The 23075-nt window shown below is 33.6% G+C and carries 18 protein-coding genes; 13 read left to right on the forward strand and 5 right to left on the reverse strand.

Annotation, left to right across the window (positions count from 1 at the left end):
- The first annotated feature begins 226 nt into the window (after nucleotides 1-226).
- The 9 genes from BN863_RS05295 (at nucleotide 227) to BN863_RS05335 (ending at nucleotide 11039) form a co-directional block, all read left to right on the forward strand.
- Nucleotides 227-1843, forward strand: coding sequence for a sialate O-acetylesterase (locus BN863_RS05295; RefSeq protein ID WP_158408968.1), 1617 nt, complete (start codon nucleotides 227-229; stop codon nucleotides 1841-1843).
- A 29-nt stretch (nucleotides 1844-1872) separates the two neighbouring features.
- A complete protein-coding gene (locus BN863_RS05300) occupies nucleotides 1873-3324 on the forward strand; it encodes a glycoside hydrolase family 30 protein (RefSeq protein WP_084817476.1) in 1452 nt (483 codons plus the stop codon).
- Between the two features lie 7 nt (nucleotides 3325-3331).
- Nucleotides 3332-4978 (forward strand): GH39 family glycosyl hydrolase, encoded by a 1647-nt coding sequence (locus tag BN863_RS05305; protein ID WP_084817477.1) that lies wholly within the window; start codon nucleotides 3332-3334, stop codon nucleotides 4976-4978.
- A 19-nt stretch (nucleotides 4979-4997) separates the two neighbouring features.
- Nucleotides 4998-5741: a DUF6250 domain-containing protein gene (locus BN863_RS05310; RefSeq protein ID WP_051774545.1), complete on the forward strand. Its 744-nt coding sequence runs from the start codon at nucleotides 4998-5000 to the stop codon at nucleotides 5739-5741.
- Between the two features lie 53 nt (nucleotides 5742-5794).
- Nucleotides 5795-6637, forward strand: coding sequence for a 5-dehydro-4-deoxy-D-glucuronate isomerase (gene kduI / locus BN863_RS05315; RefSeq protein ID WP_038528223.1), 843 nt, complete (start codon nucleotides 5795-5797; stop codon nucleotides 6635-6637).
- 16 nt (nucleotides 6638-6653) lie between these two features.
- On the forward strand, nucleotides 6654-7445 hold the full coding sequence (locus tag BN863_RS05320) for a gluconate 5-dehydrogenase (RefSeq protein WP_038528225.1): 792 nt from the start codon (nucleotides 6654-6656) through the stop codon (nucleotides 7443-7445).
- Between the two features lies 1 nt (nucleotide 7446).
- Nucleotides 7447-8637: a DUF4861 domain-containing protein gene (locus tag BN863_RS05325; RefSeq protein WP_038528228.1), complete on the forward strand. Its 1191-nt coding sequence runs from the start codon at nucleotides 7447-7449 to the stop codon at nucleotides 8635-8637.
- A 69-nt stretch (nucleotides 8638-8706) separates the two neighbouring features.
- The gene (locus BN863_RS05330) at nucleotides 8707-9678 is read left to right on the forward strand and encodes a type I phosphomannose isomerase catalytic subunit (protein WP_038528230.1); all 972 of its coding nucleotides are present in this window, start codon (nucleotides 8707-8709) and stop codon (nucleotides 9676-9678) included.
- A gap of 164 nt (nucleotides 9679-9842) precedes the next feature.
- Nucleotides 9843-11039: an IS256 family transposase gene (locus BN863_RS05335; protein WP_038528232.1), complete on the forward strand. Its 1197-nt coding sequence runs from the start codon at nucleotides 9843-9845 to the stop codon at nucleotides 11037-11039.
- 103 nt (nucleotides 11040-11142) lie between these two features.
- Here BN863_RS05335 and BN863_RS05340 read toward each other — a convergent pair whose 3' ends face one another.
- The 3 genes from BN863_RS05340 to BN863_RS05350 all read right to left on the reverse strand — a co-directional run bounded on the left by BN863_RS05340 (nucleotide 11143) and on the right by BN863_RS05350 (nucleotide 14043).
- Nucleotides 11143-11562, reverse strand: a complete 420-nt coding sequence (locus BN863_RS05340; RefSeq protein WP_038528233.1) for a DUF2147 domain-containing protein — start codon at nucleotides 11560-11562, stop codon at nucleotides 11143-11145.
- 202 nt (nucleotides 11563-11764) lie between these two features.
- A complete protein-coding gene (locus BN863_RS05345) occupies nucleotides 11765-13039 on the reverse strand; it encodes a porin (protein WP_051774547.1) in 1275 nt (424 codons plus the stop codon).
- Nucleotides 13040-13305: 266 nt separating this feature from the next.
- Nucleotides 13306-14043, reverse strand: coding sequence for an NUDIX hydrolase (locus BN863_RS05350; protein ID WP_038528236.1), 738 nt, complete (start codon nucleotides 14041-14043; stop codon nucleotides 13306-13308).
- 298 nt (nucleotides 14044-14341) lie between these two features.
- Here BN863_RS05350 and BN863_RS05355 point away from each other — a divergent pair, with 298 nt between their 5' ends.
- From BN863_RS05355 to BN863_RS05365, 3 genes are read left to right on the forward strand one after another with little or no spacing between them, the layout of a single operon-like run.
- Nucleotides 14342-16057: a purine-cytosine permease family protein gene (locus BN863_RS05355; protein ID WP_038528239.1), complete on the forward strand. Its 1716-nt coding sequence runs from the start codon at nucleotides 14342-14344 to the stop codon at nucleotides 16055-16057.
- A gap of 31 nt (nucleotides 16058-16088) precedes the next feature.
- Nucleotides 16089-17558: a mannitol dehydrogenase family protein gene (locus BN863_RS05360; protein WP_038528241.1), complete on the forward strand. Its 1470-nt coding sequence runs from the start codon at nucleotides 16089-16091 to the stop codon at nucleotides 17556-17558.
- The gene (locus tag BN863_RS05365; protein ID WP_038528244.1) at nucleotides 17559-18440 is read left to right on the forward strand and encodes a carbohydrate kinase family protein; all 882 of its coding nucleotides are present in this window, start codon (nucleotides 17559-17561) and stop codon (nucleotides 18438-18440) included.
- Nucleotides 18441-18524: 84 nt separating this feature from the next.
- Here the strand turns inward: BN863_RS05365 and BN863_RS05370 are convergent, their stop codons facing one another.
- Nucleotides 18525-20717, reverse strand: coding sequence for a DUF748 domain-containing protein (locus BN863_RS05370; RefSeq protein WP_038528247.1), 2193 nt, complete (start codon nucleotides 20715-20717; stop codon nucleotides 18525-18527).
- Nucleotides 20718-21022: 305 nt separating this feature from the next.
- Between BN863_RS05370 and BN863_RS05375 the strand changes: the two genes are divergently transcribed.
- Nucleotides 21023-21829, forward strand: coding sequence for a DUF6503 family protein (locus BN863_RS05375; RefSeq protein ID WP_038528250.1), 807 nt, complete (start codon nucleotides 21023-21025; stop codon nucleotides 21827-21829).
- A gap of 115 nt (nucleotides 21830-21944) precedes the next feature.
- On the opposite strand, the gene BN863_RS05380 is transcribed toward BN863_RS05375, so the two are convergent.
- Nucleotides 21945-23075 (reverse strand): peptidylprolyl isomerase, encoded by a 1131-nt coding sequence (locus tag BN863_RS05380; protein ID WP_038528253.1) that lies wholly within the window; start codon nucleotides 23073-23075, stop codon nucleotides 21945-21947.

Raw genomic sequence — 23075 nt, forward strand, 5'->3', positions numbered from 1 at the left:
TTTGAGAATCAAAATTGGACGAGTTATGGTTATTAAAGGGTTTAAAAGCTTCGTGTAATTAAAATGAGCTATAAGTTAGAGTCAAAGAATTATAATTTATATCGTTTTTAAGAATGAAGTAATAATATTACAATAGCAAATGAGATAACCATTATTTAACAACATTAGCTGTGGTGAAATTTCATTTTTCAACCCAATAAAAGAAGTAATTTTTAGCGAAATGAACATGCAAATTAGTATATATAAAATGAAAAAGTGGCAGTTGTTATTGGCGGTAATAGTATTAAGTTTCCCCCAATATATTTTAGCCGACGTAAAATTACATGCTCTTTTTTCGGATCATATGGTGATTCAGCGAGAAACCATAATTCCTATTTGGGGCTGGGCAGATACCAATGAAATTATTACTATTGAAACCAGCTGGGGAGTGTCAGCTCAAGTAATCACGAATACGGATGGTACTTGGCGCGCAGATCTTCAAACACCAGAAGCAGGAGGACCTCATAAGATTACTGTATTTTCAAAAAATAGAATCGAGATTAACGATGTACTTTCTGGCGATGTTTGGTTGTGTACAGGACAATCTAATATGGACTTTGATATGTCTAAGTTTCTAAAAGATTCTAGAGAACCACAATATCAGCCTTTAGTAGAATATATGAGAAACGAGGTGGCAACAGCTAACGATAATTGGATTCGCCATATCGAAGTACCACAATCTATTTCGTTATTCGAAAAGCAAACAAATTTTGAAGCCGATTGGAGGAGTGTGAATCCAGATCAAATTAAAAAAATAACAGCTACAGGATATTATTTCGCAAAAGAAATCCGTAAACATGTAGATGTGCCAATAGGGTTGTTAGAATGCTCTTGGGGTGGTACACGTGTGCAACCTTGGATTTCTGAATCTACGTATTTGGAAGACAAAAACATGAAAGATTATTTTGAAGCGAGTAGAAAGCAATCGCAAAAAGAGATAGCTATTATGGAGGCCGATGATTATGTAGATACGGAGTATGAAAGTAAGATGAAGGCTTGGGAAGACAATGGCAAAAAAGGGAGAGCACCAAAACCAACTAAAAATCCAAAAGACGATATGCAGTTACCTGCAACTTTACATAATAGTATGATTTCAAGTATTCTTCCATTTAAAATTAAAGGCGCCATTTGGTATCAAGGTGAGAGTAATGCAGTATATATGGCAGACGAATATGAGTATTATTTAACGACACTAATAAATAGCTGGAGAGCAGAATGGAATCAAGGTGATTTTCCGTTTTATTTTACACAATTAGCGGCTTGCCAAAGAGGAAGTGAAGAGGCTAATCTTGGGTGGGCTTTAGTAAATAATCAATTACGACAAACATTAAAAGTGCCTAATACAGGTATGGCAGTGCTGTATGATATTGGTGAAGCGAAAGACGTTCATCCGCATAATAAAATGGATGCAGGAAAACGATTCGCACTTTGGGCGTTGCAAAACGATTATAATGTAAAAGTAGATGCTGTAAGCGGCCCATTATATAAATCGAAGTCCGTTAATGGAAAGAAAATCGAGATTGAATTTAACGAAGTTGGAACAGGCTTAATAGTAGGGCATAAAAATTTATTAGATGCGACTGTACCTGTAAAAGAACCTTTAAAATGGTTTGAAATTAAGGACGAAGATGGCGAGTGGAAACCAGCAAAAGCAAAAATTAAGTCGCACAATACTATAGAAGTTTGGGGTAAAGGAGTGAAGCATCCAACGGCTGTACGTTATGCATGGTCTGGGAATCCAGAAGGCGCAAATTTATATAATGCAGCAGGTTTGCCAACGGCTGTGTTTTCAACAGAAGAATAAGACGTTAATTCAATATATTAATACTAATCATGAACCTACTATCTTTTAATAAACTAAAATTTACAGCTGTATTAAGCGGAACTATGTTTTTCGTTTTTGGTGGTTTATGGGCTCAAAATGTCGAATTAGTATCGACAACAGCTACAAGCAGATGGGAAACACCAAAGCGTTTTTTAAAAAAACATAAAGGAGATGTTACTCCAGATATTACAGTGTATACAGAAAGTGTTTTACAAAAAATAGATGGTATTGGTGGTGCTTTTAATGAATTAGGCTGGGATGCTTTAAGTGCCCTACCTAAAGAAGCGTCGCAACAAGTGTTTAACGATTTGTTTTCTGAAGTGGGTGCAAATTTTTCAATGTGCAGAATTCCTTTAGGAGCTTCAGATTATGCCTTAAGTTATTATTCTAGTAACGATGTGGCAAAAGATTTCGAAATGCGCGATTTTAATATCGATAGAGATAAATATATTTTAATTCCATATATAAAAGAAGCATTAAAAGTTAATCCTGATTTGCAAATATGGGCATCGCCATGGTCTCCACCAGCGTGGATGAAAGTCAACGAGCATTATGCCATGAGAAGCGGCAATTTTGAAAATGCTATTGAAGGAAATAAAATGAGTCCAGGAGATCAAATTCTTAATAATGCCACAGCTTTTAAAATGCAAGAACAGTATTTAGAAGCTTATGCCTTATACTTTTCAAAATTTGTGCAGGCTTATGCTGATGCAGGTGTACCGTTATTCGCGGTAATGCCTCAAAACGAAATTGCTTTTCAACCCAATTGGCCAAGTTGTACCTGGAGATCAGAAGATATGGCGTATTTTATTAACGATTTTCTTGGGCCACAGTTTGAAGCCGATAACTTAGATACAGAAATTTGGTTAGGTACCGTGAATTCTGGTGATCCTAATTATGTGAAAACAATTTTAGAAGCTGAAAATTCTTCTAAATATATTAAGGGTCTCGGATTTCAATGGGGAGGTGCTAAAGCCATTCCAGAGGTGCATAAAACTTTTCCAAACATGAAGTTGATGCAAACCGAAAATAAATGCGGTGAACATGAAAACGATTGGACGTCTGTAGCACGTTCATGGAAAGATCTTGTGCATTACTTTAATAATGGATCGGGATCATATATGTATTGGAATATGGTGCTCGATCAAACTGGTAAAAGTGCTTGGGGATGGCCACAAAACTCTATGGTGATTATCGATAAAAATACAAAAAAGGTAACCTATACAGACGAGTTCTATTTATTTAAACACCTATCACACTTTGTGCAACCAGGAGATCATTATCTAAAATCTTCATCTGGAGACAATCATCTGGCATTTAAATTAAAAGATGGTCGTGTTATGGTTTTAGTTAAGAACCCAGAAGCTACAGCTCAAACCTTAAATTTTAAAATAGAAACCGAATCATTCGGGGTAGAAGTACAACCAAAATCAATCAATACAATTGTTTTAAAAAATTAATTTTTAAATGAAAAAAGCTACATCATTTTATACGCTCGCAGTATTTATAGTCTCTCTGTTTTTTGCAGCAAATTTAAGTGCGCAAGAACACGTTGAGGTTAATGTAAATCAAGGCGGAGAGAATTTTGATCATTATTGGAGTAAAATGGTTGGCGCAGGTCGAGCTAATGAAGCATTACGTGCAGGTTGGTTAGAGCAAATGCAACAAGTGCAGGAAAATTGCGGATTTGAATATGTGCGTTTTCATGGGATTTTTCATGACGATATGTTTCCTGTAATTGAAGAAAGAGGAAAATTAGTTTACAATTGGCAATATATTGACGATGTATTTGATAGGTTGCTAGATATGAACGTAAAACCGTTTGTAGAACTAGCATTTTTACCAATACCTTTGGCAGCTGAAGATTCTAAAACTGTATTTTGGTGGAAAGCGAATATAACTCCAGCAGACGATTCGTTCGATAAATGGCACGATTTAGTTAGGGCCTTTACGCAACACTGTGTAGATCGTTATGGAATTGACGAAGTCTTAACGTGGTATTTCGAAGTGTGGAACGAACCAAACTTATATCCATTGTTTTGGGATGGCACAAAATCGCAGTATTTCGAATTGTACAAACAATCTGCTATAGCAGTAAAATCTGTAGATAAGCGTTTAAAAATAGGAGGCCCATCTACAAGTAACTTTGTTCCAGACGAACGTTTTGCTGGAGAAGTTACTAACGATAAAGTGTCTGAAGCTGTATTTGCTGCAGACGATATTAATGTTTTAAATTGGAAAGGTGTTTGGATTGAAGATTTTCTTAATTATTGTAAAGAAGAAAACTTACCAGTTGACTTTGTAAGTACACATCCATACCCAACAGATTATGCTTTTAATCCGGAAACAGGAAAAGGAAGAGGACTTACACGTTTTGCAAAGTCATTAAAAATAGATTTAGAATGGTTGAATAAAACCATAGAGAATAGTGCTTACCCAGATGTCGAAATCCACTTAACAGAATGGAACACAAGTCCGAGTAGTCGAGATGCTATGCACGACAGGTTACCATCTGCAGCCTATATTGTACGATCTAATTTAGATTGTATTGGATTAACAAATTCACTTGCCTTCTGGACGTTTACAGATATTTTCGAAGAAAAAGGAGGAGCATCAAGTATTTTTCATGGTGGTTTCGGGATGATAAATTATCAAGGTCTTGTAAAGCCGTCTTATCATGCGTACCGTATGTTACATCAATTAGGTGATCAGAAAATTTATAAAGATGATTATCTATTTGTAAGTAAAAAATCTACCGATGGTAAAATTGTAGCATTGGCGTATAATTACCCAGAAGAATATGAAAACGCAGTGCCTGCAGGGGCAGATAAAAGAGAGCAAGGGACAAATAAAAAACTTGACTTTAGTTTAACGGGCTTAAAAGCTGGAGCAACATTCGAAATCGAAATTTTAGATAAAAATCATGGTAATATTCATAATTATTGGGAATCTATGGGGAAACCTGAGCCACCAACACGTGAGCAAATTAAGACCATGAAAGCTTATGCAAATACCATGAAAATAGATAAAGCCGTAGCCGATAAAAACGGGGTGTTAAAAATTAATCAAGAGATTACACCGTGGAGTGTTGTGCTAATAAAACAAACGAATTAAAAATAAACCAAATAAGATAATGTTTAGAATTACGAGAAAAACAAGCATTGGAGTGTTGCTTCTGGCAATAGGATTTTTATTTACCTCTTGCGAAGAAAAAATGGAAACTGTTAAAATTCATAACGAAGAGTTGCAAAAAGAATTGATCTTCGAGGATAATTTTGATTCTGGTTTGGAGCAATGGAACGTGGAACAAGGATCTGAAGGACGAACCGTAGAAACCAATAAAAGTAAATTAGAAATAGATGATGTTGCTGGATGTACCGTTTGGTTAAAAGAAGCGTTTAGTGGATCTATTATGATTGAATACGATGTTAATTTAATTAAAGATGGTGGTCCTAACGACCGTGTATCCGATTTAAATTGCTTTTGGATGGCAACCGATCCAGAAAATCCATCAAACTTATTTGCAAATTCAAAGCAACGTGACGGTAAATTTTCTAACTACGATAGTTTACAACTTTACTACATGGGAGTTGGTGGAAATGATAACAAAACCACACGCTTTAGACGTTATACAGGAGACGGAGGTCGTCCGTTATTACCAGAACACGATTTAAGTGATACTAAGTTTATGTTAGAGCCAAACACACCTTATCATATAAAAATAATAGCTCATAACGGAATTATTCAATATTACAGAAACGATCAGTTACTAGTAGATTTTAAAGATGATGCACCATATACTTCTGGTCATTTTGGATTTAGAACAGTTAAAAACCACATGACAGTCGATAACTTTAAAGTTTATCAGTTAAAATAAAAAATATTCAATTGCTACCATTAAGAAAGATATAATAATTTAAACAAAACGATATGAATACGAATTTCGAAACGCGTTATGCGTCAAGTCCACAAACTGTTAAAAAATACGATACACAAGAATTAAGAGACGAGTTTCTAATTGATAATTTAATGCAAGAAGGACAAGTTAATTTAACCTATACACATTACGACCGTTATATTGCGGGTTCGGCTGTACCCACATCTAGTGGTTTAACCTTAGAAACTATAGATCCATTAAAAGCGGATTATTTCTTAGAGCGTAGAGAATTAGGAATTATTAATGTTGGGGGAAACGGAACTGTAACTGTAGATGGTACAACGTATAATATGGGATTAAAAGATGCTTTATATGTTGGTATGGGTGTAAAGGATGTAGTGTTTGCAAGCGACGATGCTAGCAATCCAGCAAAATTCTATTTAAACTCGGCACCAGCACACACCAACTTTCCAACTAAAAAAGTAAGTAAATCTGAAGCTAATAAAATAGAATTAGGGTCTTTAGAAACTGCCAATCACCGTACGGTAAACCAAATGATTATTGGAGGCATTGTAACAACTTGCCAATTACAAATGGGAATGACAGAATTAAAAACAGGAAGTGTTTGGAATACCATGCCGGCTCACGTTCACGATCGTAGAATGGAAGTGTATTATTACTTAGATATTCCTCAGGATCAGGCCGTGTGTCATTTTATGGGTGAACCTACAGAAACACGTCATATTTGGATGCAAAACGATCAAGCTGTAATTTCTCCACCATGGTCTATTCATTCAGGTTCAGGAACTTCAAACTACACATTTATTTGGGGAATGGCAGGAGAGAATTTAGATTACAACGATATGGATGTTGCAAAAATAACTGAGTTAAGATAAAATTAAACATAACAAAATGTCAACAAATTTATTCGATTTAACAGGAAAAACAGCATTAATTACTGGAGCTGTTCACGGATTGGGGATGGCTATGGCTAAAGGTTTAGCGAATGCTGGAGCTACAATTGTAGTAAACGATTTATCTCAAGCAGCGATAGATAATGCCCTAAAGGAATATAAAGCAGACGGAATTGATGCACATGGTTATGTGTTTAATGTTACAGACGAAGCTCAGGTTATTGCGGGTATAAAACAAATAGAAGAAGAAGTTGCACCTATTGATATTTTAATTAATAACGCAGGGATTATTAAAAGAATCCCAATGATTGATATGTCGGTTGAAGATTTTTCAGCTGTAATTAATGTCGATTTAATTTCTCCGTTCATCGTATCTAAAGCGGTTGTTAAAGGTATGATAGAAAGAGGGGGAGGAAAAATTATTAATATTTGCTCAATGATGAGTGAATTAGGACGTGATTCAGTAAGTGCATACGCAGCTGCAAAAGGTGGTTTAAAAATGTTAACTAAAAACATGGCTACCGAATGGGCGAAGTTTAATATTCAAACCAATGGAATTGGACCAGGTTATTTTGCAACATCGCAAACAGCACCAATTCGTGTAGATGGTCATCCGTTTAACGACTTCATTATTAGCAGAACTCCTGCTGCAAGATGGGGAGATCCAGAAGATTTACAAGGTGCGGCGGTGTTTTTGTCATCAAAAGCTAGTAACTTTGTAAATGGTCATGTAGTATATGTCGATGGTGGTATTTTAGCCACAATAGGAAAACCTTCAAACGAAGATTAATATGAAAAATGGTTTATTACTTTCTTGTGTTGTTGCAGCTTCATTATTTGTGAGTTGTGGTTCTAAAGAAAAAGAAAGTACGTTAATTACAGTAAAAAATAATTTAGAATTACCTCGTAGTTTTGAAACAATTGAAATCTCTAGAGCAGATGTAACATTAAAAGAAGGTGAACGTTTTGAAGATTTTAGTGTTCAGGATGTCGCAACAAAATCGATGTTAACATCTCAGTTTGTAGATGAAGATCAAGATGGTACTGCAGATGTGTTATTATTTCAACCAGAATTAGCCCCAAATTCAGAAAAACAATTCGAATTGGTTATAATAGACGTTACAATCAAGCACGATTCTGTGGTTCACTGTTACTCTAGGTTTGTGCCAGAACGTACAGACGATTATACATGGGAAAACGATAAAGTAGCGTTTAGAACTTATGGACCAGTAGCTCAAAAAATGATTGAAGATTCTATTCCTGGCGGAACATTATCTAGTGGAATTGATGCTTGGTTAAAAAAAGTAGACTATCCTATTATTGATAAATGGTATGCTAAGAATGCTAAAAACCCAGGTGCATATCATATTGATCATGGAGAAGGCTTAGATAATTTTCACGTAGGGTCTAGTCGTGGTGTAGGAGGGTCTGCTGTAAAAGTAGATACGTCTTACTATATTTCTAAAAACTTTACAGATTACAAAACCATTACCAATGGCCCTATAAGAACGAGTTTTGTTTTAGATTATGCAGATTGGGATGCAAATGGAAACACGATTTCTGAAGAAAAGCACATTTCTTTAGATTATGGAAATAATTTTTCAAGATTTGAAATTCATGTTGAAGGTACAGATGTATTATCTATAGGCTTAACGTTACACGACAATTTAGGAACTATTACTGAAAACGTAGATGAAGGTTGGATTTCGTATTGGGAATCTGAATACTTTGATTCGGAATTAGGGACAGCCGTTGTTGCAGCTAAGTCAGATATGATTTCTTCAGATTATTATGTTACTAACATGAAAGATCGTAGTAATCTGTACACACAGCTTAAAGTGAATGATAATAAAGTGGTATATTACGCCGGATTTGCATGGAAAGAATCTAAGCAATATCCAACGAAAGCCTCTTGGGAAAAGCATATTCAGGAATTTGCGGAGAAAATTAACTCTCCTTTAGAAGTTTCTTTTAATAAATAAGAATTTAACTCATTTCAAAAGGTTTCAAAATTAAATTTTGAAACCTTTTGTATGTAATAAAATAATAAAATGTCACTATATCCATTAAAATTCACGCCTCTATATAAATATAGAATTTGGGGAGGAGAAAAGTTAAAAACCGTTTTACATAAGGAGTATCAAGAAGACAGTATTGGAGAATCTTGGGAGATTTCGGATGTTAAAGGCGATGAAACTCAGGTAAGCGAAGGGAGTCTTGCAGGAAAAACACTTAGCGCGTTAATAGAAGAATTTAAAGAAGCCATTGTTGGTAAGAAGGTGTATGAATTATTCGGAACAGAATTTCCGTTATTAATTAAATTTATTGATGCCAAAACACCACTTTCTATACAAGTACACCCTAGTAATGAAATTGCTAAGGAACGACATAATTCGTTTGGTAAAAACGAAATGTGGTATGTTATGGAAGCCGAAAAAGATGCAGAACTAATTGTTGGGTTTAATCAGCGAGTCGATAAAAAATCTTACGTAGAAGCTCTAGAGTCTGGAAAGATTTTAGATGTGTTAAATAACGATACTGTAGCTCCTGGCGATACGTATTATATTCCAACAGGACGTATTCATGCCATTGGTGCAGGTGTGCTTTTAGCAGAAATTCAGCAGACTTCAGATATTACTTACCGTATTTATGATTACGAACGTGTAGATGCTACAACTGGTAAAACAAGAGAATTACATACAGAACAGGCTGTAGATGTTATAGATTATAGTGTAAGCGATACGTATAAAACTGCGTATACAAAACCTGAAAACGGAACAAATACACTAGTACATTCACCATATTTTAAAACAAATATTATGAATGTTAAGGGAGAAATGGAAAAAGATTATTCAGAATTAGATTCGTTTGTAATTTATATTTGTGCTGAAGGAAGTTTAGAGTTGGTTTTTAATAATACAACATATAAAATCTCTAAAGGAGAAACTGTTTTTCTACCAGCATCGATAGACGCGGTTTCTTTAAAATCTGAAAATGCAGATGTTTTAGAGGTTTACTATTAATCCTATTAAATTTTAAAGTTTATTAGTTAAGTTGGTTGTGTTAATCACAACCTAAAGGAAAAAAAATAGGGCAGTATCTCATAAACTGTGTAAGTTTTAAAATCTCAGGTTAAATATTAATCTGAGATTTTTTTTATTCATTAATTTTAACTTTTTACACACTTATGAAACCAGAAGATTTATTAAACGAAGACTTTTTAAAACAATTCAAGAATGCACCAGAGCTAACATCCTTTTTAGAACAGTTGCACAAACGTGGTATTGAGAAGTTACTAGAAGGGGAACTAGATGCCCATTTAGACTACGATAAGCACAAAAAAAGTAAAGCAGCCAACCTTCGAAATGGTTACACTAAAAAGAAATTAAAATCCGTTTTAGGAGAAACAGAGATTCAAGTTCCTCGAGACCGTGATAGTTCTTTTAATCCTTTAATTGTAAAGAAAAGAGAAAGTACAACAGAAGGCATCGAAAATATTATTATATCGCTTTATGCCAAAGGCATGAGTAACAGTGATATTGAAGAACAAATACGTGAGCTGTACGATTTTAATATTTCTACATCCACTATTTCAAGGATTACAGATAAGATTACAGAAGATGTTATTGCTTGGCGGAACAGGCCTTTGGAGGCCACTTACCTAATTGTTTGGATGGATGGCATCGTATTTAAAGTTAGGGAAAACTCTAAAGTCATAAACAAGACTATTTATATTGCAGTAGGCCTGAGAACAGATGGCAAAAAGGAAGTCCTAGGATTATGGTTAGGTAAAAATGAATCTTCAGCCTTTTGGATGAGTGTTTTAACCGATATTAAAGCTCGAGGAACTCAAGATATACTTATCACAGCTACCGATAATTTAAATGGATTTACGGATACTATTAAAACTATTTTTCCGAAATCAACGACTCAAATTTGTGTTGTGCATCAAATAAGAAATTCGTGTCGTTACGTGGTCTGGAAGGACAAAAAGGAATTTACTCGTGACATGAAGCAAATCTATACTGCTCCTACAAAAGAAGCTGCCAAAGCTGCTTTAAATGACTTCAAAACTAAATGGGATTCTAAATATTCTTACGCCATTAAAAGTTGGGAAAATAATTGGGATGAGCTTACAGTATTCTTTGATTTTCCTATTGAAATAAGAACCATAATCTACACCACAAATCTTATAGAAAACCTAAATGGAAAGATACGGAAATACACAAAAAACAAACTCTCGTTTCCAACCGATGAAGAAGTTATGAAATCCGTGTTTTTAGCTTTGAGAGAAAGCACTAAAAAATGGACCATGCCAATCAGAAATTGGGGAGTGATACTAAATCAATTTTTAGCTATATTTGAAAACAGGATTAAGTTATAAATAACCTAACCCTGAAATTTTGAACTTACACACTTTTTATGATAGTGTCAAAAATAGCGAGACTTATCTCGCTATTTTTTTTTGAGCTTAAATTAAAAAAGATTTACTGCTTTCTAATCCAGTATTGTGTTCTTCCTAGAAGTGCAACACCCATATAGCCTCTTACTTTAAGTTTGTTGTCGTCTACTAATTTTAAATAACAGCTGTATACGTCGCCAGATTCTGGATCTAGGATTGTACCGTCGTTATATTCTTTACCATCTTTTTTTATACCTTCAATAATTACCAATCCAATAATTGGTTTGTTTTTTTTATCTCCTTCGCATTTTTCACAAACCGAATTTTCTTCACCAATATATTTCTTAATTATTTTGGCGGTATAGATATCATTGGTTTTTTCAATTTCAATAAGAGCTTTCTTTTCATTGGTTTTGTCGTCGTAGGTTTCCCATTGTCCAATAATACTTTGTCCTTTTACTGTAAAACTTAAGGTTACTAATAGAAGTAGAAATAGTTGTTTCATAATTTTGTTTGTTTTAATCTTTTAATTTTAGGTTAAACTTTAATTCAAGTATTACATGTGGTTAAATCATGTAAAGATGTTTTAAAAGTATTTACTTGTTTAGTGATTGAAAAGATAGCTTATTTTTTGCAATTGAATGAAATATAATAGGACTGTAATGTTTGTTTAGCTGAAAATTTCAAATCAATTGATTAAATTCACATTAGTAAATCCATTGGATTCGGAATTGCACATTATTTGTTATTCCCGTAAGTCCGTCTCTTTCTAAATTACTAATACCGTAAACCACCCCCGCTTTCCAATATTGGGTTGCCCACCAGTTTAAACCTAGATCGTATCGGTTATTTATGCCTCCATGAATTTGTTTTGTTTCAAGGTCGGTGCGTCCCACACGCGTAAATATTTCCCATGCACCGTATTTTCCTGTAGGTTTTATACGTCTCGCGTAAGCGGCTCTTTGGTCGTATGGTCTTTGTTCTCCACTTAATACATAACTTCCAGTAACATAATATCCGTTAAATTGTTCGGTTCCAAAATCTTTGGTATCTGTCCAGTTGTGAACATATTCCATTAAAACAGAAAAGTTATCTAAACTCCATAACTGCTCTATGTTTACGTTTAATTGATTAGACGCATCCATAGCTCCAGTGTCTACATAATTAGAAGTTATATTAGATTCGTTTTTACCTTTTAGCTGAATAATATCGTCGACAGCATCTACATAACGTACACCAATTCCCATGTGCATAAACTGTTTCCCATCATTCTCCCATTTAGGAAGTCCGGTAACTCGAGCTGTAAAAGTGTTGTTAGATTTAGAAAAACTTTTATCACTAGCAAACCAATCTTTATAAAAACCAGCAGAAGCTGTTAAACGATTGTTTAAGAAAAAGTGATGATATATAACACCGATGTTTCTACTGTTAAAAAAAGGACTTAGTAATCTTTCAAAGTGCGGTAAGTTGGCAGCATCCCCAACCATTTCGTAAACAAAGGTTTCTTTAATTTTCCCAAATGTAATATCGCTATTTTCAGACAGGGGCGCAACAATTTTAAAATCGGTAATTCCAAAATTTGGATCATCGTCGCCTCGATCAAATCCTTTATATTCTACACTTATTAAATAATGCCATGGTGTTTTAAAATTTATATCTCCACGAAGCATCACACGGGCACTTCTAATATCGAATCGGCTTTCTTGAGAACCAACTTGGTCTTTACTGTCTTGGTCTTGTATGTTTAGATTGTAATCTAAAATAGGAGAGAACCCTAATTTTGTAGTAAACCATTTATTATGAGACCTAGTCCACCTCATACCTCTATGTGTAGCATCTGGAATAAAATAGGTTCTTGTTGTGTCGGCCAAAATTTGTGTTTGCGACTTATCAACTAAATCTGTGTGCTGCGAGAACGCCACATTGCATATTGAAAATAAGATTACAATAATTGCAATTCTAATGGTTGGTTTTTTACTCATTTAATCTCTTTTAAGCTTGGTGGTTGGTTATAAAACTAAAATTGTAAACGTGTGCTTATAATTTTAGCTGTTTTTTCAGGGTAAATATAGTTTCATTTTTTAATTTATTTTAAATAAAATTAGTGCTGAACTATAGTGAAAAATTCGCTAAGCGTATTTGAGAGTATACGAGTTTGTGCTGCTAGATATAATTTCTTGGTAAGACAGAACCACACCTAAATGGGTTCTGTTTAATTCTATAAGTTAGGTATGAGATTAAAATTCAATTAAATGCTTATTAAATAATTTTTCTGAAACATTTTCTCGTAAACATCTTTACTAAACATATACAGTTGCGCGGGCTTTTTAGAGACTCCAACTTGTTTTTCATCTAAAGGAATAATATACTTTTTATTAATAAGCTTTCGTCTAAAATTACGGTTATCAATTTCAATTCCTAAAATAGACTGATACAAATCTTGTACCTCATTTATGGTGAACTTATGTGGTAGTAATTCAAAAATTATAGGCTCGGACAGACATTTAATTTTTAAATCTTCGTAAGCTTCTAAGAGAATAGACTCATGATCGAAACCTAATTCTGGTAATTCATTTACCGGAAACCATTTGGCATTATGTTTATTGTTTTCTAAGTTAACAGCTTCTGTTTTTATTAAAAAGTAATATGCAATGGTAATGGTTCTGGTGTTAAAGCCTTCATTTTTAATCCATTCTTGGTCTTTTTCGTCCAGTAATCGATTGGGACTTCCAAAGGCTTTAAACTGTTTTTTGTATAAACGGCTTAGTCCAGTTAACTCTTTTAAAGCTCTAGAAGCGGTATCGTCTAGGGTTTCATCTTCATGTACATGATATCCTGTTAAAACATAATCGTTTACTAATATTTCAGAAGTCGTTTCAGATTCCAAATAGCGTTTTATTAATAAGACGTTAAGTGTTTTCTCAAGAGTATTATATCCGAAAACAACACAGTCAACAGAGATGTTGTTTATTTTTTTTGATTTCATAAACTTTAAATATGAAGCTAATGTAATAATTTTTTTTGTATTTTAATTATTAAACGTCCAATAGGGACTTAATATTATGATGTCTCTAGTTTTGCTGAAAACTGAAATTTGAGATAATTTAGAATATAAATGAGTTAATATAGAATATTTTATGATTTTATTTTGATATTTCAAATTTTTGAATAACTTTGAAAAATAAATTAAAGCGTAAAAATGACGTTTGTAAAATTTAACCGAATAAAACATGTTTTTATAGCGTTTTACAAATGGCTTTAAAACACAAGCAAACGAATAACACATGAAGACAGAAACTAATTATCAGGAGTTTGAGAGTATAGACGAAGAGCAGTTACCTGTGTCTAAACATAAGTTACATGATTGGACACATTTTGCAGGTTTATATGCCGCTGAGCATGTTGCTGCAACAGAATTTGTTATTGGAGCTACTTTTGTAGCTTTAGGCGCAACCACTAAAGACATCCTTTTAGGGTTATTAATAGGTAATATTTTAGCTGTTTTAAGTTGGACTTTAATTACTGCTCCCATAGCGGTAGAAACACGATTAAGTTTATATACGTATTTAAATAAGATTGCCGGAGATTCTATGACGAAACTCTACAATTGGGCAAACATTATCATTTTTACTGTGATATCGGCCGCCATGATTACGGTGTCAGCAACCGCCGTACGTTTTGCTTTTAATATACCAGCCCAACTAGATTGGTATCCCACGAATTTATGGTTTGTTTTAATCGTGTTGTGTGTGGGGTTAGTCGTTGTTGCAATTGCTATTTATGGGTTTAAAGCGGTTACCGAGTTTTCAGGAATTTGTGCGCCTTGGTTGTTTGTAATGTTTTTAAGCGGTGCTTTTGTGTTACTTCCTGCCTTGTCCCTTTCAGATTTAGGACAAACTATTCCTTCAAGTTGGGCTGATTTTGTAACTTTAGGAGACCATACCATTTGGACCGGTTTAAACAGTAAAGGAGAACCAGGTATAGGTTTAGTAGAAGTGATAGGGTTTGCATGGGCAGCCAATACTATTACGCATTTTGGTTTAATAGATATGGCCATGTTGCGTTTTGCTAAAAAGAAATCTTACGGATTATCAACGAGTACAGGGATGATGTTCGGTCACTATGTGGCATGGATTTCTGCAGGAATTATGGGAGCTGGAGCAGCCGTTATTATAGGCAAACCTATAGTTGCTTTAGATCCAGGAGATGTTGCTTATTACGCTTTAGGTTGGTCAGGATTTGTAATTGTAATTGTTGCGGGATGGACTACTGCTATTGCTAATTTATATAGAGCAGGACTTGCCGCTCAGGCGGTTTTTAATTCGCATTCCCGTAAAAAATCAACACTAGTTGTTGGTGTGGTGACTATGATTGTTGCTTGTTTTCCGTTTGTATTCAGTCAGATATTACCATTATTAACGTATGCAGGATTATTAGTAGTTCCTGTAGGAGGAATTGTATTTGCAGAACATCAAATTTTTCCAAAAATAGGTTATACAAGATATTGGTCGCATTATAAAAAATTAACGTTTAGTACGCCTGCTATTGTATCATGGGGATTAGGATTAGTATTTGGTTTTGGATTGAACATTATAAATATTATGCCTTTTTACTACCTTTTTATTCCTACTTGGATATTTACAATTATAGTGTATACCCTTTTAGCAGGAAAATATGGTGCTAAGGAATCTTATCCAACAGAAGTCTTAGAAGAAAAAGTTAGAAATGAAAACATTGCTAAATATCAAGACCAAAAAGCGATACAAGAAGTTGCTAAAATTCAAGACAACTCTATCTTTTCAAAAGTATTGGGCGGGATTGCAATAATGGCATTGGCCATAACTTTATACTTGTCTTGCAAGGTGTTGTTTGGAAGTGCAGACGAGAGTATTTATATTGAAAATAGAGATATTTTTTATCGTTATGCTTTTGTATGTACGGTTATATATTTTGTAATGGCATATTGGAAATTAAAAAGAGGAAAAATTAAAAACATATAATATCGTGGAAAATTTAATAAAACTTAATCAGATGAATTTGGCCAAAGTTGCCAAAAAAATATCTTGCCCAACTTACGATCGTTCTAAGGTAAAGGCTGGTATTGTACATGTGGGTATTGGTGGATTTCACAGAGCTCACGAAGCATTTTATACAGATCAATTATTACACGATACCAATGTCACAGATTGGGGAATATGTGGTGTGGCATTATTAGATTTCGATACTAAAATATATAATACATTAAAGGAACAAGATGGTTTATATACCCTTGTTATAAAAGAATTGGACGGCACGCTTACGAAACGGGTTATTGGCTCTATTGTAGAGTGTATGTATGCTCCTGAAAACCCGGTGCAAGTCATTGAAAAAATGGCGAGTCCAGAAATTAAAATTATTACGTTAACGATTACAGAAGGTGGTTATAATTACAATGAAGCTACTGAAGCATTCGATTATGAGAATCCTCAAATTCAATACGATTTAGAGCATCCAGATGCGCCAAAAACCATATTCGGATATCTTACTCAAGCTCTAAAACGCCGTAAAGAAAATGGATTAGCAATCACTATTCAATCTTGCGATAATATTAAGGGTAACGGCGATTTAACTAAGCGTATGTTAATGAGTTATGTTGAAAAAACTGAGCCGGAATTAATTGCATGGATTGATGCAAATGTATCCTTCCCAAACAGTATGGTAGATCGTATTACACCTGCAACATCTCCGGTAGATATTTCAAATTTAAATGCGTCTTCTGGTATCGATGATGCATGGCCAGTAGTTTGCGAACCGTTCCACCAATGGGTTATTGAAGACGATTTTAAAGCCGGAAGACCAGCTTGGGAAACCGTTGGTGCGCAATTTGTAGAAGATGTCGATCCTTACGAAAAAATGAAACTAACACTTCTTAATGCAGGACATACTGTATTAGGCGTTTTAGGAGCGTTAAGAGGATGTTCTACCATAGATGAAGCGGTTTATAATCCAGAAATTAGTACGTTTTTAAGATTGTATATGGATCAGGAAGTTACGCCAACATTATCAGATTTAGACGGCGTAGATTTAGATAAATATAAAGAAACTTTATTACATAGATTTGGGAATGTTTATATGAAAGATCAAATAGATCGTATCTGTTCAGAGAGTTCTGCTAAATTTCCAATATTCGTATTACCTACTGTTAATGCACAATTAGCGCGTCAAGGCTCTGTAGATTTTGCCGCATTAGTGGTTGCTGCTTGGGCGATTTACAGTTTAGGAAAGGACGAAAACCATGACGATTTACTTATAAAAGATGTCATGGCTAAAACTTTAGCAAAACAAGCGCGATTAGCTAAAGAAGATCCGGCTAAATTTTTAGAACTAGAATCTATTTTTGGAAAATTAAAAACGTCTGAAACGTTTGTAAATGCATTTTCTAAAGCGTACAATGCCATTTCTGAAAATGGTATAGTACACAGCCTAAAGGCATGGAATAAATCAGCTTTAAAACACAGTTAAATGAAAAATATAGTTTGTTTTGGCGAAGTGTTATGGGATGTGTTTCCAACGCATAAAAAAATTGGAGGTGCACCTTTAAATGTTGCGCTACGATTACAGTCTTTAGGAAATAAGGTGTCTATTATTACCAGAATTGGTGATGATACGAAAGGAACAGAAATTGCTGATTTTATTGCAGCACATGGTGTGAATACAGTTAACGTTCAGATTGATGCTGCTTTAGAAACGGGAGAAGTAGATGTGCTTTTAGATGAAAATGGTTCGGCATCTTATACTATAAATTTAAATCGTGCTTGGGATAATCTTCAGCTTACAGAAACAGCTTTAGAGGCAACTAAACAAGCAGATGCTTTTGTGTATGGAAGTTTAGTGGCAAGAGATGTTATATCGCGCAATACCTTATACGAACTTTTAAAAGTCGCTAATTATAAAATTTTAGATATTAATTTAAGAGCGCCTCATTATACCAAAACGGTTTTAAATCATTTAATGAATGCAGCCGATTTTATAAAATTTAACGACGATGAAATTTTTGAAATCGCTAAATCCCTAGGTTTCGAATCCACATCTTTAGAAGACAATATTCAGTTTATGTCTAAACAAACTAATACAAAATCGATTTGTGTAACTAAGGGGGCTAGTGGTGCAATTTACTATCAAGATGAAACGTTTTATTGTAATGCTGGATATAAAATTACAGTTGTAGATACGGTTGGTGCTGGCGATTCATTCTTAGGATCTTTAATAACTAAATTACTACAAGACACGCCGCCACAAGATGCTATAGATTATGCCTGTGCTGTTGGAGCCTTAGTTGCAAGTCATGAAGGTGCAAATCCGAAGCTTAAAGAGGCCGATATATTAGCTTTTATTACATCTTAAATCTTATGTGTTTTATAAAAAAAATAGAAATAAAAAAGTCTCAGATTAAGTTGTAATCTGAGACTTTTTTATTTCGCTATACTTTTATTTTGGTATGTCTGCTTCTAACAAGTCATATGTAATTTTAAATCGAGATTTAGACCCTGTATGTCCTGGAGCTTTTGGATCTGCAGCTAATACTTTAATTTTTGTAAACGTATTTTTTTCTTTTAAATAGGCTTCTGTGTTTTTTATAAGCAGAGTATTATATTGGGCTGCTAAAGCATCTAAATTGATGTCTGCGCTTAATTTTAAAATAGCGTCTTTAACCGAAATAGAATCTGAACCGACTTTTGTTTGTAAATAAGTCTCAAAAGCCTTTTCGTCTTTAGTATAATCCTTCTTGGTTTCTGTATTAAAAGCTTGACCTAATTCAGCTAATGCTATAGCTTCTTTTTGTAAATCTAAATCGACATAGTGAAGCATTTCAATTTTTAAACCATCTTTTTTTTCTTCTAAACTACTAAGTTTATCTAATTGATGAATTGATTTTCCTGTAGGAATTGTATCTAAATATGTAAACTCAATTTCTTCTAAATCTTTTGGGTCACCGCCAACTAAGCCACCCAAGAATTTCACAGGACTAGCCACTGTTTTTACAATAAGGTTTTTTAATGTTGTCCCTACTACTTTACCAATGCTTACAGAAGGGTCGTTCATGTTTCCACCTATAGGAACATCTAATTTTACATCGCCATTTTTATCTTTCAATAAAAATAATGCAAACTTTAAAGGAAGTGTATTTACACCTTTTGCTGTATTAGACACTTCTGCATTTTTTATTAATAACTTATTTTCACTCGTTAATTCGCCGTCTACAATGGTAGTTTTTGTGTTGTAATAAAAGTCACCTTCTAAAATGTCATGACTTAAATAGTAACGCGAATAAATATTGATGTCTGATAATAAAAAGTCTTCTATACTAATGTCAATTTCTGCATTGTTAGTGTCTAATGGATTAGCACCAAGTTTAGCTTTTAGAGTACCGCGGTTATTTAAAACCATATCTGAGTATATGTTTACCCAATCGGATTTACTAGAAATACTATCTGAATTGATTTGAATATCACTAAGATGGTAGTCAAATTGTTCACCTGTAAGATTATCAGAATAGTCTAAAACACCACGGTTCACGTTAAAATGATTTATGGCATAAAATAGATTTGTTTTTTCCTCAGTAACCTGAGTTGTATCTATTGGTTGTTCTGCTAAAGTATCCTGTGTTGCAGTTGCGTTTTCTTCAATTTTAAAAATTTTAAAGAAATTATTGGTTACAGAATCCAATTTAAAATGGGTATAAGATTCTGTTAAACTCAAAGAGTCTATTATATACGAGCTGTTGGCATAATCTATTTTTTGTAATTTGGTTTTGAAGTTTTTTAAAGCCAGAAATTTTTCATCGTTATTGTCTGTCATTTCAAAGTCACTAATAGAAACGCGACCAGAAGCAATAGATTTCACGGCATCGTTAATGTTTCCCTCAATTTTAATATCGGTGTTTAAATGACCGTTAAGACTGTTTATATTGGCATTAGCTGCTGCGTATTTATAAAAAGAATTTAAATATAAATCATGAATAGTTATTCTGGCATCGTACTCTCCATCTGTAGGATTTACATTTAAGTTAGAGGTGAAATAGCCACCATTTTCAAAATTAAATTTTAAATCTGCATTACTTTTTTCTTCCTGATTCCAACCTATAAAAGGTATGATAAAAGAGAAATCCTCAATATTAGTTATGTGGTCTACATTCTTATCATTAAAAACAAAGTGAGCGTCTTTAAGTTCTAGATTGTTTAAATTGTATTTTAAAGGTTCTGTTTCTTCAGGTGCTTCAACTTGAACGGTATCTACTTTAGAGGTGTGGAACGCTATTAAATCATCGAAATTAAAAATAGAGTCTTGCTGAGTTACGTTTACGGTTAACCCTTTTAAGTAAAATTGCTCGACCACTAATTCTTTACTTAGATAACGGTAAGGTTCTGTGTCTAAAATCAATGTGTCAAAACTGATGAAATTGGTTGTCTCATCTGCTTCAAAGAGTTTAAAATTGATGACTTTTACGGTTCCTGTAAAATAATTTAGTTTTAATTTATCAATATCAATCTGCCTACCAAGTAATGTTTTACTGTTGTTAATGGCATAGTTTTTAATTACGGTGGGTACAAAAATCAATATTAAAAGTATGATTAGGACAAATGCTAATCCACCGATTTTCCATTTTTTATTGGTAGTCATATAATTAAGATGTTGGGGTCGTATTTATAATTTTTGTCATTAAAGACGAGTGGGTCAAGTAGGTTTTGAATTTACAAAGATATTGAATGCTGAGAATATTCTCAAAATTATAGATGACGAACTGTGTTAGCTTATACAATTAATTTCAGCTAAGCAGATTTAAAATGATATGAAATTCCTTCTTTTTGAATATATATTAATAATGTTAGTAGAATAAGTACATACCTCTGAAAAATTTACCGAAAAATTGAAAGGTATTCACTTTTTAAGCGATTAATATTGTATTCTAATTTAAAAATAATTTAATGCATATTTTCAAATCATTTTTAATCCTTTTTACCATAGGATTCGTTACATCGTGTAATACAAAAGAAAAGAAACAAGACGTCGAACTAGAAGAGGTTAAAACATCTATACTAACAGAACAGTCGGTAGCTTTATCGAAATCTGAAACTTTGATTAATGAAGCGATTGCTGCTCATGGCGGCGATTTATATAATACTGCACAATATGCGTTTGTGTTTAGAGATAAAACATATAGTTTTAAAAATAATGGCTCGAGTTACGAGTATACCAAAACTTATAAAAAAGGAGACTCGCTAGTAGTTGATGTTTTAAAGAATGGAAACTTTTCTAGGACGGTTAATGATGAAGTTATAAATCTTTCAGAAAAAGAGGTGACGAGTGGAACAGGTGCTGTAAATTCTGTGATTTATTTTGCAACACTTCCTCATAAATTAAATGATGAAGCTGTAAACTCTAAATTTATTGAAACCATAAGTATTAAAAATGATACTTATAATGTGATTGAAGTTACATTTAACCAAGAAGGTGGTGGAGAGGATCACGACGATGAGTATATGTATTGGATTAATGAAAATACAAAAAAGATTGATTATTTAGCTTATAATTATAGTGTAAATGAAGGTGGAGTAAGGTTTAGAGTGGCTTATAATAAACGAGTTGTAGATGGAATTACGTTTCAGGATTACACAAATTATGAAGCTACAGTTGGTACCCCTTTAAAAAATTTGCCAATGCTTTTTGAAGCGAATAAGTTGAAGGAACTTTCTAAGATCAAAACTGAGGAAGTTGTTAATTTAAATAAGTAATCTGTATACTTATTTAGCTGGAATTTTAGTTTAGAAGTAAAAAAAATAGGACAAAGTTTAAAACAAAAAAGCCGCTATAATTAGCGGCTTTTTTGTGTGTTAAAGTGAAAAGTAATTATTCAGCAATTCCAACTATTTCTAAATCGAAGATTAAGTTTGAGTTAGGTTTAATAACATTACCAGCACCTCTTTCTCCATATGCTAAAGCAGCAGGGATATAAGCTCTAACTTTATCGCCAACATTCATGTTTAACATGGCTTCTCTAAATCCAGGAATTAAACCTGCAGTTTCATTGTAAATCATAGGGAAAGCTTGGTAACCACCTTGCTGATCTCTTTGTGGGTTGTATACTCCAAAAGATTTTGCTGTTTCTGGATCATTAGTGTCGAATAAAGTTCCGTCTTCTAAATATCCTGCGTACTTAATAAGAACCTGATCTGTAGAAGATGGTTTAGCACCATCACCTTCACTAAGCATAGATAATCCTAAGCCTGTAGGAAGTGTTTTCATTTCCGCTTTTATGGCTTTATCATTTTCTAAGAATGCAGCTTTAGCTTCATTTAATTTCTTTTCAGCTTCTTCTTTTTTACGTTCTATTTCTTTAAAACTTTCTAAGAATACAGCGTTAGCATCAAACTTTTTAGCAGCAGAACCTTTTCTAATAATATTAATAGATTTGATAACAACATCTTCTACCGGCTTATCGTTTGGACCAACTTCAACATTAGAAATCGAATCTTGAATGGCAATACCTTCAACTAATTCTCCAAATACTGTATGTCTGTTATCTAAGTTAGGAGTTGCAGATTCTGTGATGAAAAACTGACTTCCGTTTGTACCAGGACCTGCATTGGCCATAGATAAAATACCAGGTTTGTCGTGCTTTAAAGTCTCATCAAATTCGTCTTCAAATTTATAACCTGGTCCTCCAGAACCACTTGCTGTTGGATCTCCACCTTGAATCATAAACCCATCAATTACACGGTGAAAAATAATACCATCATAATATTTTTTTCCTTTAAACGTACTGTCTACCATAGTGTTTGTTCCTTCTGCAAGGGACACAAAATTGGCAACCGTAACAGGTGTTTTTTCGAATTCTAGGTTGGCAACCATAGTTCCTTTATTCGTAATAATTTCAGCATACATCCCGTCTTCTAAATCAGGGTATTTTTCGTTACATGCTGTAAAACTTACTAAAAGTGTAAGTAAAATAAATTTAATAGATTGTTTTAATAATGTCAT

Origin of the sequence: Formosa agariphila KMM 3901 (assembly GCF_000723205.1) — a bacterium.
In the GTDB taxonomy this organism is placed as follows: Bacteria; Bacteroidota; Bacteroidia; order Flavobacteriales; family Flavobacteriaceae; genus Formosa; species Formosa agariphila.

Coding starts and splice junctions, on each gene's coding strand:
- BN863_RS05295 (WP_158408968.1), top strand. CDS start 227: ATGCAAATTAGTATATATAAAATGAAAAAGTGGCAGTTGTTATTGGCG.
- BN863_RS05300 (WP_084817476.1), top strand. CDS start 1,873: ATGAACCTACTATCTTTTAATAAACTAAAATTTACAGCTGTATTAAGC.
- BN863_RS05305 (WP_084817477.1), top strand. CDS start 3,332: ATGAAAAAAGCTACATCATTTTATACGCTCGCAGTATTTATAGTCTCT.
- BN863_RS05310 (WP_051774545.1), top strand. CDS start 4,998: ATGTTTAGAATTACGAGAAAAACAAGCATTGGAGTGTTGCTTCTGGCA.
- kduI (WP_038528223.1), top strand. CDS start 5,795: ATGAATACGAATTTCGAAACGCGTTATGCGTCAAGTCCACAAACTGTT.
- BN863_RS05320 (WP_038528225.1), top strand. CDS start 6,654: ATGTCAACAAATTTATTCGATTTAACAGGAAAAACAGCATTAATTACT.
- BN863_RS05325 (WP_038528228.1), top strand. CDS start 7,447: ATGAAAAATGGTTTATTACTTTCTTGTGTTGTTGCAGCTTCATTATTT.
- BN863_RS05330 (WP_038528230.1), top strand. CDS start 8,707: ATGTCACTATATCCATTAAAATTCACGCCTCTATATAAATATAGAATT.
- BN863_RS05335 (WP_038528232.1), top strand. CDS start 9,843: ATGAAACCAGAAGATTTATTAAACGAAGACTTTTTAAAACAATTCAAG.
- BN863_RS05340 (WP_038528233.1), bottom strand. CDS start 11,562: ATGAAACAACTATTTCTACTTCTATTAGTAACCTTAAGTTTTACAGTA.
- BN863_RS05345 (WP_051774547.1), bottom strand. CDS start 13,039: ATGAGTAAAAAACCAACCATTAGAATTGCAATTATTGTAATCTTATTT.
- BN863_RS05350 (WP_038528236.1), bottom strand. CDS start 14,043: ATGAAATCAAAAAAAATAAACAACATCTCTGTTGACTGTGTTGTTTTC.
- BN863_RS05355 (WP_038528239.1), top strand. CDS start 14,342: ATGAAGACAGAAACTAATTATCAGGAGTTTGAGAGTATAGACGAAGAG.
- BN863_RS05360 (WP_038528241.1), top strand. CDS start 16,089: ATGAATTTGGCCAAAGTTGCCAAAAAAATATCTTGCCCAACTTACGAT.
- BN863_RS05365 (WP_038528244.1), top strand. CDS start 17,559: ATGAAAAATATAGTTTGTTTTGGCGAAGTGTTATGGGATGTGTTTCCA.
- BN863_RS05370 (WP_038528247.1), bottom strand. CDS start 20,717: ATGACTACCAATAAAAAATGGAAAATCGGTGGATTAGCATTTGTCCTA.
- BN863_RS05375 (WP_038528250.1), top strand. CDS start 21,023: ATGCATATTTTCAAATCATTTTTAATCCTTTTTACCATAGGATTCGTT.
- BN863_RS05380 (WP_038528253.1), bottom strand. CDS start 23,075: ATGACATTATTAAAACAATCTATTAAATTTATTTTACTTACACTTTTA.